The sequence below is a fragment of the Geodermatophilus sp. SYSU D00691 genome, assembly GCF_054050275.1.
The window spans coordinates 50,495-63,745 of sequence record NZ_JBJGYZ010000002.1 but is presented as its reverse complement, the minus strand read 5'-3'; the positions used below and the strand labels follow the sequence as shown (position 1 = coordinate 63,745).

13 protein-coding genes are annotated in these 13,251 nt (G+C 75.0%); 5 read left to right on the top strand and 8 right to left on the bottom strand.

Translation table 11 applies throughout. From position 1 onward, the window contains the following. Positions 1-67 precede the first annotated feature (67 nt). Positions 68-829, top strand: a complete 762-nt coding sequence (locus ACI797_RS01755; RefSeq protein WP_456856661.1) for a dihydrodipicolinate synthase family protein — start codon at positions 68-70, stop codon at positions 827-829. A gap of 2 nt (positions 830-831) precedes the next feature. Here the strand turns inward: ACI797_RS01755 and ACI797_RS01750 are convergent, their stop codons facing one another. Next, positions 832-2,550: a dihydroxy-acid dehydratase gene (locus tag ACI797_RS01750; protein WP_456856657.1), complete on the bottom strand. Its 1,719-nt coding sequence runs from the start codon at positions 2,548-2,550 to the stop codon at positions 832-834. Positions 2,551-2,559: 9 nt separating this feature from the next. Here ACI797_RS01750 and ACI797_RS01745 point away from each other — a divergent pair, with 9 nt between their 5' ends. Beyond that, the gene (locus tag ACI797_RS01745) at positions 2,560-3,597 is read left to right on the top strand and encodes a zinc-dependent alcohol dehydrogenase (protein ID WP_456856653.1); all 1,038 of its coding nucleotides are present in this window, start codon (positions 2,560-2,562) and stop codon (positions 3,595-3,597) included. Between the two features lie 190 nt (positions 3,598-3,787). Here the strand turns inward: ACI797_RS01745 and ACI797_RS01740 are convergent, their stop codons facing one another. From ACI797_RS01740 to ACI797_RS01730, 3 genes are read right to left on the bottom strand one after another with little or no spacing between them, the layout of a single operon-like run. Next, positions 3,788-4,354 (bottom strand): TetR/AcrR family transcriptional regulator, encoded by a 567-nt coding sequence (locus ACI797_RS01740; protein WP_456856651.1) that lies wholly within the window; start codon positions 4,352-4,354, stop codon positions 3,788-3,790. Continuing rightward, a complete protein-coding gene (locus ACI797_RS01735) occupies positions 4,351-4,935 on the bottom strand; it encodes a sugar O-acetyltransferase (RefSeq protein ID WP_456856649.1) in 585 nt (194 codons plus the stop codon). The genes ACI797_RS01740 and ACI797_RS01735 overlap by 4 nt, the downstream gene beginning before the upstream one ends. A gap of 23 nt (positions 4,936-4,958) precedes the next feature. Further along, positions 4,959-5,204 (bottom strand): hypothetical protein, encoded by a 246-nt coding sequence (locus ACI797_RS01730; protein WP_456856647.1) that lies wholly within the window; start codon positions 5,202-5,204, stop codon positions 4,959-4,961. Between the two features lie 49 nt (positions 5,205-5,253). Between ACI797_RS01730 and ACI797_RS01725 the strand changes: the two genes are divergently transcribed. Continuing rightward, on the top strand, positions 5,254-6,036 hold the full coding sequence (locus ACI797_RS01725) for an SGNH/GDSL hydrolase family protein (protein ID WP_456856644.1): 783 nt from the start codon (positions 5,254-5,256) through the stop codon (positions 6,034-6,036). After that, a complete protein-coding gene (locus tag ACI797_RS01720; protein WP_456856642.1) occupies positions 6,033-6,611 on the top strand; it encodes a DUF1349 domain-containing protein in 579 nt (192 codons plus the stop codon). Before ACI797_RS01725 ends, ACI797_RS01720 begins: the two co-directional genes overlap by 4 nt. A 6-nt stretch (positions 6,612-6,617) precedes the next feature. Here the strand turns inward: ACI797_RS01720 and ACI797_RS01715 are convergent, their stop codons facing one another. The 4 genes from ACI797_RS01715 to boxC are packed head-to-tail and all read right to left on the bottom strand — an operon-like array spanning position 6,618 to position 12,497. After that, on the bottom strand, positions 6,618-7,607 hold the full coding sequence (locus ACI797_RS01715) for an aldo/keto reductase (protein ID WP_456856640.1): 990 nt from the start codon (positions 7,605-7,607) through the stop codon (positions 6,618-6,620). Continuing rightward, positions 7,607-9,268: a benzoate-CoA ligase family protein gene (locus tag ACI797_RS01710; RefSeq protein ID WP_456856638.1), complete on the bottom strand. Its 1,662-nt coding sequence runs from the start codon at positions 9,266-9,268 to the stop codon at positions 7,607-7,609. Before ACI797_RS01710 ends, ACI797_RS01715 begins: the two co-directional genes overlap by 1 nt. 12 nt (positions 9,269-9,280) lie before the next feature. Continuing rightward, positions 9,281-10,789, bottom strand: a complete 1,509-nt coding sequence (gene boxB / locus ACI797_RS01705) for a benzoyl-CoA 2,3-epoxidase subunit BoxB (protein ID WP_456856636.1) — start codon at positions 10,787-10,789, stop codon at positions 9,281-9,283. A 4-nt stretch (positions 10,790-10,793) separates the two neighbouring features. Continuing rightward, positions 10,794-12,497, bottom strand: a complete 1,704-nt coding sequence (gene boxC, locus ACI797_RS01700) for a 2,3-epoxybenzoyl-CoA dihydrolase (RefSeq protein ID WP_456856634.1) — start codon at positions 12,495-12,497, stop codon at positions 10,794-10,796. A gap of 137 nt (positions 12,498-12,634) precedes the next feature. Here boxC and ACI797_RS01695 point away from each other — a divergent pair, with 137 nt between their 5' ends. Next, on the top strand, positions 12,635-13,249 hold the full coding sequence (locus ACI797_RS01695; protein ID WP_456856632.1) for a GNAT family N-acetyltransferase: 615 nt from the start codon (positions 12,635-12,637) through the stop codon (positions 13,247-13,249). Positions 13,250-13,251: the final 2 nt, after the last annotated feature.

Sequence of the window (13,251 nt, the reverse complement as noted above, 5' to 3'; positions counted from 1 at the left end):
GCACCCGGCGTCCTGCCGGTGAGCGGAAACCGTCCTGCGCCGGTCGGGGGAGGGGCAGGATGCAGGCATGCCTCTCTTCACGGGTGTCGGGGTCGCGCTGGTCACGCTCTTCCGCGAGGACGGCGCGCTGGACGCGCCGGCCACCGCGCACCTGGCGGCCCGGCTGGTCGACCTCGGCGTGCGCTGCGTGCTGGTCGCCGGGACGACGGGGGAGGCCGCCGCGCTCACCCCGGAGGAGCGGGACACGCTGGTCGGCGCCGTGCGGTCGGCGCTGCCCGCCGACGTGCCGGTGCTCGCCGGCACCGGCGCCCCCACCGGCCGGCAGGCCGCGGAGCTGACCGAGCGGGCGTTCGCCGTCGGCGCCGACGCCGTCCTGGCCCTGTCGCCGCCCGGGGTGGCCGACCCGCGGCCGTACTACGAGACGGTCGCCAAGGCGGCCACCGGGCCGCTGCTGGCCTACCACTTCCCGGGGGCCGCGGCGCCCGGCATCCCGGTCGAGCTGCTGGCCGACCTGCCGGTCTCGGGACTCAAGGACTCCTCCGGTGACGCCGGCCGGCTGCTGCACGAGCGCGACGTCTTCGGCGGCGACCTCTACACCGGCGCGACCAGCATGGTCACCCTGTGCGGGGCGGTCGGCGGCGTCGGCGCCCTGGTCGCCGTGGCCAACCTCGCGCCCGAGGACGCCGTCGCGGCGTTCGCCGGCGACGCGGCGGCCCAGGTGCGGCTGGCCGCGGCCGACCGGACGGCGTCCCGCGACTTCCCGGCCGGCTACAAGCGCGCGACGGCGGAGCGCTTCGGCACCTCGGCGGTCACGCGGGTCGGCTCCTGAGCTCAGTGCGACTCGCGGGCCACGTGCGAGCCGCTCGAGCCGAGGAGGAAGTCGAGGTCGGCGCCGGTGTCGGCCTGCTGCACGTGGTCGACGTAGAGCCGCTCCCAGCCGCGCACCGGGCTCGCGAACGCGGCGACGGTGGCCTCGTCCGGCGGACGGGCGGCCAGCTCGCCGTCCGGGACCTCGACGTCGATCCGCCGGGCGGCGACGTCGAGGCTGATGACGTCGCCGGTGCGCACCTTGGCCAGCGGTCCGCCGGCCGCCGCCTCGGGGGCGACGTGCAGGACGACGGTGCCGTATGCGGTGCCGCTCATCCGGCCGTCGCAGACCCGCACCATGTCGCGCACGCCCTGCTCGAGCAGCTTCTTGGGCAGCGGCATGTTCGAGACCTCCGGCATGCCCGGGTAGCCGCGCGGCCCGCAGCCGCGCAGCACGAGCACCGAGTCGGCGTCGACGTCGAGGTCGGGGTCGTCGATGCGGGCGGCGAAGTCCTCGATCGAGTCGAAGACCACCGCCCGGCCCCGGTGCTGCATCAGGTGCGGTGAGGCCGCGGCCGGCTTGATCACCGCGCCCGCGGGGGCGAGGTTGCCGCGCAGCACGGCGATGCCGCCGTGCTCGACCAGCGGCTCGCGGCGCAGCCGGATGACCTCCGGATCCCAGATCGGGGCGTCGTCGAGGGTGTCGACCAGCGGCTGGCCGGTGACGGTGAGCGCGGTGGGGTCGAGCAGGTCGCGGACCTCGCCCAGCACCGCCCGCAGCCCGCCGGCGCGGTGGAAGTCCTCCATGAGGAAGCGGCCGGCCGGCAGCAGGTCGACCAGCACCGGCACGCCGGAGCCGATCCGGTCGAAGTCGTCGAGGGTCAGGTCGATCCCGAGCCGCCCGGCGACGGCGAGCAGGTGCACGACGGCGTTGGTGGACCCCCCGATCGCGGCCAGGGCGACGATCGCGTTGGCGAACGACGCCTTCGTCAGGAAGCTGCTCGGCCGGCGGTCGGCGGCGACCATCTCCACCGCCAGCCGTCCGGTGCCGTGCGCGGCCTCGAGCAGCCGGCTGTCGGCGGCGGGCGTGCCGGCGACACCGGGGACGACGGTGCCCAGCGCCTCGGCGACCAGCGCCATGGTCGAGGCGGTCCCCATCGTGTTGCAGTGGCCGCGGCTGCGGATCATCGCCGACTCCGACCGGGCGAAGTCCTCCGCCGACAGGGTGCCCGCGCGCACCTCCTCGGAGAGCCGGAAGACGTCGGTGCCGCAGCCCAGCGGCACGCCGCGGAAGGTGCCGGTGAGCATCGGCCCGCCCGGGACGACGACGGCGGGCAGGTCGACCGAGGCGGCGGCCATGAGCAGCGACGGGATCGTCTTGTCGCAGCCACCGAGCAGCACCAGCCCGTCGACCGGGTTGGCGCGGAACGCCTCCTCCATCTGCATCGCGGCGAGGTTGCGCCAGAGCATCGCGGTCGGGCGCACCTGCGTCTCGCCCAGGCCCATCACCGGCAGGTCCAGCGGGGTGCCGCCGGCGGCCAGGACGCCGTCGCGCACGGCGGCCGCCACCTCGGTGAGGTGCCGGTTGCACGGCACCAGGTCCGACGCGGTGTTCGCGATCGCGATCTGCGGGCGGCCGAACGCGTCGTCGGGGATGCCGCGGCGCATCCAGGCCCGGTGGATGTAGGAGTGACGGACGTCGCCGGAGTACCACTGCGCGCTGCGGAGGGTCACGACCGCCATCCTTGCCGGGTGTCGAGAACCATGCGCGCGGTCGTGCTCTCCGGGCCGGGGGAGTGCTCGGTCCAGGAGGTCCCCGTCCCGGAGGCGGCGCCCGGCGAGGTCGTCGTCGACGTCGAGCGGGTGGGCGTCTGCGGCACCGACGTCGAGCTGTTCACCGGCGAGCTGTCCTACCTGCAGACCGGCCACTCGTCCTACCCGCTGCGGCCGGGGCACGAGTGGTGCGGCCGGGTCACCGCGGTGGGGGACGGCGTCGACGCCGGGTGGCTGGGCCGGCGGGTCATGGGCGACACCATGCTCGGCGACCGGGTCTGCCGGCGCTGCCGGCGCGGGCAGCAGCACGTCTGCGAGGAGCGCCAGGAGGTGGGCATCCGCGGCGGCCGGCACGGGGCGCTCGCCGAGCAGCTCGCCGTCCCCGCGTGGTCGCTGCACGAGCTGCCCGACCGCGTCGACGCGGCGCTGGGCGCCCTCGTCGAGCCGGGCGGCAACGCGTGGCGGGCGGCGCAGGCCGCCGCCGGAGCCGGTGACCGGGCGCTGGTGATCGGTCCGGGGACCATCGGGCTGCTGACGGCGATGTTCCTGCGCGCGGCCGGCGCCGAGGTGCACCTGCTCGGCGTCACCGAGGAGTCCCTGGCCTTCGCCCGCGACCTCGGGTTCGCCGACGCGTGGACCCGGCCGGGGCTGCCCGCCCTGCCGTTCGACGCCGTCGTCGACGCCTCGACCGGTGCCGGGTCGCCGGCGCTGGCCCTGGAGCTCGTCGAGCCCGCCGGCCGCGTCGTGTGCATCGGCATCGCCGGCACGCCCAGCACCGTCGACACCCGGACGCTGCTGCTCAAGGACGTGACGGCGGTGGGGATCCTGTCGGCCTCACCCGGGCTGGCCGCCACGATCGCGGCCTACGCGGCCGGCGCGGTCGACCCGCGGCCGCTCGTCGCCGCCACCGTCGGCCTCGACCAGGTCGCCGCCGTCCTCGCCGGCGGCCGCCGCCCCGAGGGCAGTGGTGCCGGGCCGAAGGTCCAGGTCGACCCGCGGCTCCCAGGGGTGTCCTGAGCGACCGTGTGCGCAGAGTGGCGGTCCCAGACGGCTCCGCTGCCGGTTCGCGCGCACGGTCGGGCGTTCTGGGCCGGCCGCCGAGCGCGGCGGCGGCGTCGGCGCCGCCGCGGGCGGCTCGAACCACGTAGCCGCGGACGTCCACGCCGTCGGCGACCGCGGCCGCCAGGCCGGTCAGCGCGCCCGGACGTCAGGATCGTCGCGGAACCCCGTAGAGCCGTGCGAGGGCGGCGCGGATCTGGCCGGGGGTCATCGGGTCGGTGGACAGGGCGCTGTGCAGCACCAGCCCCTCCACCAGGGCGTCGACCTCGCGGGCGGTGACCGGGTCGAGGTGGCGCTCGAGGCTGCGGCGGCTGCGCGACATCCAGTCCTGGGTGACCGCGCGCAGCGCCGGGTCCCGGGCGGCGGCGACGTAGAGCTCGACGGCGAGCACCAGCTCGCGCTGCGACCCCACCAGGTCGCCGGCGACGTGCTCGACCAGCGACTCGAAGGCCGCCGCCCGGTCCGGGGCGGTCCGCATCCGCTCGTCGAAGCGCTCGGCGACGAGGTCGACGTGCCGGGTGAACGCCGCCGCCAGCAGGTCGGCCAGCGAGGAGAAGTGGTAGGTCAGCGAGCCCAGCGGGACGTCGGCGGCGCGGGCGATGGCCCGGTGCGACGCGGCGGCCACCCCCTGCTCGGCGATGACCTCGAGTGCGACGTCGACCAGCCGGTCGCGCCGGTCGGGGTCGTGCCGGCGGGGGCGCCGCGCGGTGGTCACCCCAGGGTGCGGACGACGCGGGCCGGGTTGCCGACGGCGACCGCGTTCGCCGGCAGGTCCCTGGTGACGACCGCCCCGGCGCCGACCACGGTGTTCTCGCCGATCGTCACGCCGGGCAGCACGATCGCGCCGCCGCCGAGCCACACGTTGTCGCCGACGGTGATCGGCTCGGCGGCCTCCCACTTGTCCCGCCGCGGCCCGGGCTCCACCGGGTGGGTCGGGGTCAGCAGCTGCACGTTGGGGCCGAACTGGACGTCGTCCCCGATGGTGATGGGCGCGACGTCGAGGGCGACCAGGCCGAAGTTGGCGAAGCAACGGGCGCCGATGCGGATGTGGCTGCCGTAGTCGACGTGGAAGGGCGGCCGGATCTCGGTGCCCTCGCCGATCGACCCGAGCAGCTCCTCCAGCAGCTGCCGGCGCAGCGCGTCCTGGCGGACGGTCGTGGCGTTGTAGGCGGCGGCCAGGTCCAGCGCGCGGGCGCCGGCTTCGGCGAGCTCGGGGTCGTCGGCGATGTAGAGGTCACCGGCGAGCATGCGCTCGCGCATGGTCCGGGGATCGTCCTCGGTGGGCAGGGAGCTCATAAGAACGACCGTACACAGCGGGCCTACCGGGTGAGGGCGTGCCGGGCCTTCTTCTCGACCTTCTTCCCGGTCTTGCGCACCTTCCGGTGCCCGCGCTCCACCTTCCGCTCCGCCTTGTGCTTGAGCCGCCAGAACTTCCACCCGCCGACGACGAGCAGCACCAGGGGGGCGAGCGGGAGCAGGACGGGGGTCAGGAGGAGCCCGAGCAGGAGCAGGACCACGGCGAGGACGACGCCGACGGTCCCCACGAGGGAACGAACAGCGTTCATGCGGGCAGGATGCGCCTGGACCACCCGGTCCGCGATCTCGAGGAGGACCGTGGCCGTCTACGTCGCACTGGGCAGCTCGTTCGCCGCCGGGCCGGGCGTCGAGCCGGTCGTCGACCCGGCCCGCGGCCGCTCGGGCGCCAACTACGCGCACCTGGTGGCCGAGCGGCTCGGGTACGACCTCGTCGACGTCACCTCCGGCGGGGCCACCGTGGACGACGTCCTCGACCGGCCGCAGGTGCTGCTGGCCGGCGGCCTCGTGCCGCCGCAGATCGAGGCCGTGCGATCGGACGCGGACCTGGTGACGATCACCGTCGGCGGCAACGACGTCGAGTACCTGCTCACCCTGCTGCGCTGCTCCTACCGGGTGTCTCCCGAGGCGGCGCCACCCGGCACCGGCGCCTTCTTCGGCACGCCGGTCGACGAGGCGGCCGTGCACGGGGCGCTCGCCGCGCTGCCGGCCAGGCTCGCCGATCTCGTGGGCGCCGTCCGCGGCCGGGCGCCGCGGGCCCGCGTCCTGCTGGTCGACTACCTGACGATCCTCCCCGAGGACGCCGGCTGCGCCCGGCTGCCGATGAGCGACGAGGACGTGCGGCTGTGCACCGGCATCGGCCGGCGGCTGGAGACCGCGACGGCCCTGGCGGCGCAGTTCTCCGGCGCCGAGCTGGTGCGGGCCTCGGCGATCAGCCGCGACCACACGGTCTGCGACCCCGAGCCGTGGGTCACCGGCTGGGAGTTCGGCGACGTGCTCGCCGGCGGGGTCGGCCCGTACCACCCCAACGCGGCGGGGATGCGCGCCGTGGCCGGCCTGCTGGTCGGCATGCTGGGCCGATGACGCCGCACGCCTGGGACGAGGGCACCTGGACCACGCCGCCGGTCGCGGTGACCGGGGACGGGCCCGACCTGCTGGTCACCGCCGCGGAGGGCAGCGACGCCTGGCGGCACACCGCGTACGGCTTCGTGCATGACGACGCGCACGCGCTGCTGGCGCCGCTGGACCACCCCGGCGCCGTCGAGGTCACCTTCGACGCCGCCTACGACCGGCAGTTCGACCAGGCCGGCCTCGTGCTGCGCGCCGACGCGGAGACCTGGCTGAAGACCGGCGTCGAGTTCTCGGACGGCGCTCCGCAGCTCGGCGCCGTCGTCACGCTGGGCCGGTCGGACTGGTCGGTGGCGCCGGTGCCCGGCTGGGCCGGCCGGGCGGTGACCGTGCGGGCCAGCCGCGCCGGCGACGCCGTCACGATCCGGGCGCGGGTGGACGACGAGCCGTTCCGGCTGGTGCGCGTCTGCCCCTTCCCGGAGGGCGGGCCGGTCGCCGCCGGGCCGTACTGCTGCGCGCCTACCCGGGCCGGGCTCGTCGTCCGCTTCCGCCGCTGGGCGACCGGGCCCGCCGACGCCGCGCTGCACTGAGGCCGGTCAGCGGTCGCTGAGCCGCTCCATCTCGTCGGGGTAACGCGCGCCCTGCACCTCGACGGCGGCCGCGGCCTCCTCGATGCGGGCCAGCTCGGCGGGGGACAGCGCGAGGGACGCGGCGGCGAGGTTCTCCTCCAGCCGGGCCAGCCGGCGCGTGCCCGGGATCGGCACGATCCACGGCCGCTGGGCGAGCAGCCAGGCGAGCGCCACCTGGCCCGGCGTCGCCCCCCGGTCGGCGGCGACGGCCGCCAGCAGGTCGACCAGCGCCTGGTTGGCCCGGCGCGCGTCCTCGCCGAACCGCGGGATGGTGCTGCGGATGTCGTCGCTGCCGAACGCCGTCGTGGGGCCGACGGCGCCGGTGAGGAAGCCCCGCCCCAGCGGGCTGAACGGCACGAACCCGATGCCGAGCTCCTCGAGCACCTCGAGCACCGCCCGCTCGGGCTCGCGGTACCAGAGCGAGTACTCGCTCTGCACCGCCGTGACGGGGTGGACGGCGTGCGCCCGGCGGATCGTCCGCGGGGACGCCTCGGACAGCCCGAAGTGGCGCACCGCGCCGGCCTCGACGAGCTCGGCCACCGCGCCGGCGACGTCCTCGATCGGCACGTCCGGGTCGACCCGGTGCTGGTACCAGAGGTCGATGTGGTCGACGCCCAGCCGGCGCAGCGAGCCCTCGGCCGCCCGGCGGACGTCGTCGGGGCGGCTGGACAGCCCGTCCGGACGACCGTCGCCGTCGTAGGCGAACCCGAACTTCGTGGCGAGGACGACGTCGTCGCGCACGGGGGCGAGGGCCTCGCCGACCAGCTCCTCGTTCACGAACGGGCCGTACACCTCGGCGGTGTCGAAGAGGGTGACCCCGCGGTCGGCAGCCGCCCGCAGCAGGGCGATCGCCTCCGCGCGGTCGGGCGGGGGGCCGTAGCCCTCGCTCAGCCCCATGCAGCCGAGCCCCAGCGCCGACACCTCGAGCCCCTGCCCCAGGGTCCGCGTCGGCAGCATCAGCCGGTGGGCGTGCCGGTGACCGGGGTGAGGTCGGGCGCGGCCGCGCCGCCGAGGCGCTCGCAGGCCAGCTCGCGGATGCGGAAGCGCTGCAGCTTGCCCGTCGCCGTCGTCGGCAGCTCGTCGAACACCAGGATGTGCCGCGGCCGCTTGAACGCCGCCAGCCCCTCCCGGCAGAAGGCGACCAGGTCCTCGGCGCTCGCGGTCGCGCCGGGCAGCAGGACCACGCAGGCCACCGGCTTGTCCAGCCCGTCGTCGTCCGGCACCGGGACGACGACCGCCTGGCCGACCGCCGGGTGCGCCCGCAGCCGCTCCTCGACCTCGGTGGGGGAGACCCAGATGCCGCCGGCCTTGATGATGTCGTCGGTGCGGCCGAGCGAGGAGTAGTAGCCGTCGGCGCTGCGCACGTAGGTGTCGCCGGTGCGCACCCACTCGCCCTGGAACACCCGCCGGGTGGTCGCCGTCCGCGACCAGTAGCCGGACGCGGCGCTGTCGCCCTTCACCCACAGGTGGCCGGGCGTCCCGTCGGGCACCGGCTGCCCGTCGTCGTCGAGGATCCGCGCCTCGTAGCCGGCCACGATCTCGCCGGTCGCGCCGGCGCGGGTCCGGCCCGGCCGGCCGCTGATGAAGATGTGCAGCATCTCCGTCGAGCCGATGCCGTCGAGCATCTCGACCCCGAAGGTCTGCGTGAACCGCTCGAAGAGCGCCGCCGGGAACGCCTCCCCGGCCGACACGCAGGCCCGCACCCCGGCGAAGGCGTCGGCCGGAAGCCCGGCGGCCAGCAGCGCCGCGTAGTAGGTGGGCCCGCCGAAGAACAGCGTCGGCCGGTGCTCGCGCAGCACCTGCGCGGTGCGGGCGGGCGCCGGCCGGGCGCGGTCGAGCACGGTGCTCGCACCCACCGAGAACGGGAAGGTCAGCGTGTTGCCCAGCCCGTACGCGAAGAAGAACTTCGCCACCGAGAACGTCACGTCGTCCGGACCGATCGCCAGCACGTCGCGCGCGTAGGTCTCGGCGGTGTCGCGCAGCGAGCCGTGCCGGTGCATCGCGCCCTTCGGCGTCCCCGTCGTCCCCGACGTGTAGAGCCAGAACGCCGGGGAGTCGGCCACCGTCGGGTAGGGCTCCGCGACGGCGTCGAGGAAGTCCGCGCCGGCGGCGGCGAACGAGTCCCACGACCGCACCCGCTTCCCGGGCACGTCGGGGAGGGCGTCCCCGGTCAGGACGACGACGTCGGCCAGGTCGCGCGCCCCGCCGACCGCCGGCGCCAGCTCGGCGAACTCCGAGGTGAGCACCAGCAGGCGGGCGCGGCTGTCGGCGGCGAGGGTCCGGACGTCGTGCGGCTTGAGCATGGTGCTCACCGGCACCGGCACGGCCCCGATGCGCAGCCCGGCGAGGAAGGCGGTGAGCAGCTCCGGGGTGTCGCCCATGCACAGCAGCAGGCGCTCCTCGGGCCGGACCCCGGCGGCGACCAGGGCGGCCGCGAACCGGTGGACGGCGTCGTCCAGCTCGCCGTAGCTGAGCGTGCGGACGCTGCCGTCGAGGTCGATCGCGGTGATCGCCCGCTTCTCGGGGGTGGCCCGGGCGTGCCGGGTGACCAGCCACTCGGCGGCGTTGAACGGCTCCCCGGTGACCGGCGCGGCGGCCGGGGCCTCGAGCGTGGACACGGCGGCCGTCCCTCAGAACCGCACGTAGTCGTACTCGACCGGCAGGTTGTTGATGCCGACCGGCGGCGGGCTGATCCAGCCGGCGAACTCGCCGGGCTCGTAGTGCGGCACCATCAGCGCGGCGACGCGGGCGTGGTCCTCGGCGGTGGGCAGCCACTCGTCGGCGTGCGCCTGCCAGGTCGCCTCGTCGAGCACCTCGCCGGTGGGCGAGACGTGCGTGCCGGCGAACGCGCCGACCTTGCGGTTGAAGCCCTGGTGCGGCAGGTACAGGCGCTCGTCGAGGCCGGCGGCCTCGAGCTCCTTGTTCCACTTCTTCACGCCGGCCCCGCAGTCGGCGGAGTAGTCGCTGCGCAGGTCGTAGTTGAGCGCGGTGAGCATCGGCACGGTGCGGGTGGTGATCCGGCCGTCCTCGACCACCGGGATGTCCATCGTGGCGTCGGTGAGCACGTGGTCGTCCTTGCGCCGGCTCTCCATCCAGCGCCCCTTGAGGCCGGCGGTGTAGTAGGCGGCGACGTTGGACGACGTCTCGGAGCCGAAGAGGTCCAGCGAGACCGAGTAGTGGAAGTTCAGGTACTTCTGGATCACCGACAGCGGGATGCCGCCGCGGTCCCAGATGTCGTCGGTGCCGTGCTGCTTCATCAGCTCGGCGGTCCGCTGGACGGTGCGCTGCACCCCCGTCGTCCCCACGAACATGTGGTGCGCCTCCTCGCGCAGCATGAACGTGCAGGTGCGGGCCAGCGGGTCGAACCCGGACTCCTTGAGCGTGCCGAGCTGGTACTTGCCGTCGCGGTCGGTGAAGTACGTGAACATGAAGAACGACAGCCAGTCGGTCGTCTCCTCGTTGAACGCGCCGAGGATGCGCGGGGAGTCGTAGTCGCCGGAGTTGCGCTTGAGCAGCTCCTCGGCCTCCTCGCGGCCGTCGCGGCCGAAGTAGGCGTGCAGCAGGTAGACCATCGCCCAGAGGTGCCGGCCCTCCTCGACGTTGACCTGGAACAGGTTGCGCATGTCGTAGAGCGACGGCGCGGTCATGCCCAGGTGCCGCTGCTGCTCCACCGACGCCGGCTCGGTGTCGCCCTGGATCACGATGAGCCGGCGCAGCTCCGACCGGTACTCACCCGGCACCTCCTGCCAGGCTGGCTCGCCCTTGTGCTGGCCGAAGCCGATCGTCCGGTCGGGGTCGCGCTCGGCGAGGAAGATGCCCCAGCGGTACTGCTCCATGGGCACCCGGTCGAAGTGCGCCCAGCCGTCGCGGCCGACCTCGATGGCGGTGCGCAGGTAGACGTCGTGGGTGGGGATGGAGGGGCCGAGGTTCTTCCACCAGTCGAGGAACTTCGGCTGCCAGCCCTCCAGTGCCCGCTGCAGCTTGCGGTCGCCGGCCAGGTCGACGTTGTTCGGGATGCGCTCGCTGTAGTCGATCCTCGACAGCGGCCCGGACGGCGCGGGGGACTCCCCGTGGACGGTGCCCTGCGTGGGGTTGGACTCGGTGGCCGGTGGGGTGGGTGGGTGAACGGTGCCAGTCATGCCCTCAGACCCGCTTCCTGTCGTAGTCGGCGCGCTTGCCGGTGCCGTAGCGGCGCAGCGCTCCCTCGGGGCCGGCGGCGTTGGGCCGCTGGAAGATCCAGTTCTGCCAGGCGGTGAGCCGGCCGAAGACCTTCGTCTCGGGCGTCTCGTGGCCGGCGAAGCGCAGGTTCGCCTCCATGCCGGTGAGCGCGTCGGGCGAGAAGCTGGCGCGCTCCTCGACCAGGAGGCGGATCTCGTCCTCCCAGTCGATGTCGTCGGGGGTGCCGGTCACCAGGCCCAGCTCGGCCGCGTCCGCGGCGAGCAGGTCGCGGCCGACGGCGGCCTCGGCGGCGGCCAGCTCGTCGGCGCTGCCGAGGAACCGGACCTGCAGGCGCGACAGGCCGTTGCTCATCGGCAGCAGGCCGGTGTTGAACGCGTCGAGCCGGAGGACGGCCGGCGGCGCCGGGTCGTCGTCGTCCTCGAACTGCCCCTCGAGCATGTACTGCCGGTCGGCGGCCAGCGCGATCTCGGCCAGCGTGCCGACGAAGCAGGAGCCGGGCTCGACCAGGGCGAACAGGCTGCGGCTGGTGGTGTCCAGGCGCTTGAGGGTGCGGCGGTAGAAGCCGACGGTCTCGGTGACCAGCCAGTCGTCGCGGTGCGCGAGCAGGAACTCGTCGTAGGCGGCGACGACGGCGGGGTCGCCCTCGGTGCGCAGCAGCCAGGTGCCGATCTCCAGCTCGTTGGTGCGCAGCCGCAGGATCGCGTCGTCGAGCTCGCGGGTGGCGGCCAGCAGCCAGGCGGCGTCGCCCTGCTCGTGCAGCTCCTCGACGCCGCCGGGGACGGTGGTCGGGCCGTGCACGGTGAGCGTCGCGGTGCCGGAGCCGCGGTCGAGGACCACGCGGACGTGCGGGTAGCGGGTGGTGTCGCCGTCCACCTCGCGCTGCAGCGGGGTCAGGCTGATGCCGGTGGTGCCGGCGCCGGGGCGGGTCGACGTGGCCGCGGCCTCGGCGGCGCGGCGGGCGATCTCGGCGTCGAAGTCGCGGGCCTTCACCGTGGCGTCGACCAGCCGCCACTCCACCGCGCGCCGGCCGCGGACCCCTTCGGCGGTGGTGGAGAAGACGTCGGCCAGGTCGCGGCGCACGCCGCGCTTGTCGACCACGCGGGTCAGCCCGCCGGTGCCGGGCAGCACGCCGAGCAGCGGCACCTCGGGCAGCGAGACGGCGGAGGAGTTGTCGTCGACCAGCACGATCTGGTCGCAGGCCAGCGCCAGCTCGTAACCGCCGCCGGCCGCGGCGCCGTTGACCGCGGCGAGGAACGGCAGCCCGGAGTGCGCGGAGGCGTCCTCGATGCCGTTGCGGGTCTCGTTGGTGAACTTGCAGAAGTTCACCTTCCAGCTGTGCGGGGAGGCCGCGAGCATCTTGATGTTCGCGCCGGCGCAGAACATCCGCTCCTTGCCGCTGGTCACGACGACGGCCTTGACCTCGGGGTGCTCGAAGCGGATCCGCTGGACCGCGTCGTGCAGCTCGATGTCCACGCCGAGGTCGTAGCTGTTCATCTTCAGCTCGTAACCCGGGACGATCCCGCCGTCCTCGGCGACGTCCAGGGTCAGGGTGGCGATCTCCCCGTCCACCGCCAGCCGCCAGTGCTTGTAGCGCTCCGGCGAGGTGTCGAAGGAGACCTCGGGCGGCGCCTCCGACGTCGTCGCCGGCCGGTCGTCGAGGGTGGTCACGGAGCCTCCAGGAGGGTGCGGGCCGACGTCCTCGCGGCCCATGCTGTCGTGCTACACGACGATGTGCAAGGCGCCGTCCATCTGTAGACAAGTGCCGCAGGTCACTATGGTAGGCGGGGACCGGCTGAGGAGCAGGCATGGCATCCACGCGCACGACGGCGACGACGCTCACCTGGGTCGAGGACGGCGACCCGCGCTGGGACCCCGACCGCGAGCGGGTGTTCGCCGGCGTGCCCGAGGCGGTGTTCCGCTCGGCCGGCCGCACCCCCGGCGAGCGGCTGGCCGGCGACTGGTGGCGGGCCGAGTCCGACGGCCGGGTCGTCGGCTACGGCTGGCTCGACGACGTGTGGGGCGACGCGGAGATCCTGCTGGCCGTCGAGGAGAGCGCGCGCGGCACCGGGGTGGGCGCCTTCGTGCTCGCCCGCCTGGAGGAGGAGGCCGCCGCGCGGGGGCTGAACTACGTGGTCAACGTGGTGCGCGAGACCCATCCCGACCGGGAGGCGGTGACCGCCTGGTTCGTCGCCCGCGGCTTCCGCGGCACCGACGACGGGCGGCTGCGCAAGCACGTCGCCGGCCGCCGTCCCGACGCCGGGACGCCGCAGGCCGACGACCCGCGCCGGGCGCGCTACGAGGCCGCGCGGGAGCGGGCCGCCGGCCGGCGCGGGCCGGACGAGCCGGCCGGCGGGGGAGACCTGGGCCCGGGGCACGAGGAGAGCGGCGGCTACGTCGACCCGGAGGACCACCGGTACTGACG

What these genes read in the sequence shown, in the direction of transcription:
- ACI797_RS01755 (WP_456856661.1), top strand. Translation starts at nt 68, where the DNA reads ATGCCTCTCTTCACGGGTGTCGGGGTCGCGCTGGTCACGCTCTTCCGC.
- ACI797_RS01750 (WP_456856657.1), bottom strand. Translation starts at nt 2,550, where the DNA reads ATGGCGGTCGTGACCCTCCGCAGCGCGCAGTGGTACTCCGGCGACGTC.
- ACI797_RS01735 (WP_456856649.1), bottom strand. Translation starts at nt 4,935, where the DNA reads ATGAGCTCCCTGCCCACCGAGGACGATCCCCGGACCATGCGCGAGCGC.
- ACI797_RS01730 (WP_456856647.1), bottom strand. Translation starts at nt 5,204, where the DNA reads ATGAACGCTGTTCGTTCCCTCGTGGGGACCGTCGGCGTCGTCCTCGCC.
- ACI797_RS01720 (WP_456856642.1), top strand. Translation starts at nt 6,033, where the DNA reads ATGACGCCGCACGCCTGGGACGAGGGCACCTGGACCACGCCGCCGGTC.
- ACI797_RS01715 (WP_456856640.1), bottom strand. Translation starts at nt 7,607, where the DNA reads ATGCTGCCGACGCGGACCCTGGGGCAGGGGCTCGAGGTGTCGGCGCTG.
- boxB (WP_456856636.1), bottom strand. Translation starts at nt 10,789, where the DNA reads ATGACTGGCACCGTTCACCCACCCACCCCACCGGCCACCGAGTCCAAC.
- ACI797_RS01695 (WP_456856632.1), top strand. Translation starts at nt 12,635, where the DNA reads ATGGCATCCACGCGCACGACGGCGACGACGCTCACCTGGGTCGAGGAC.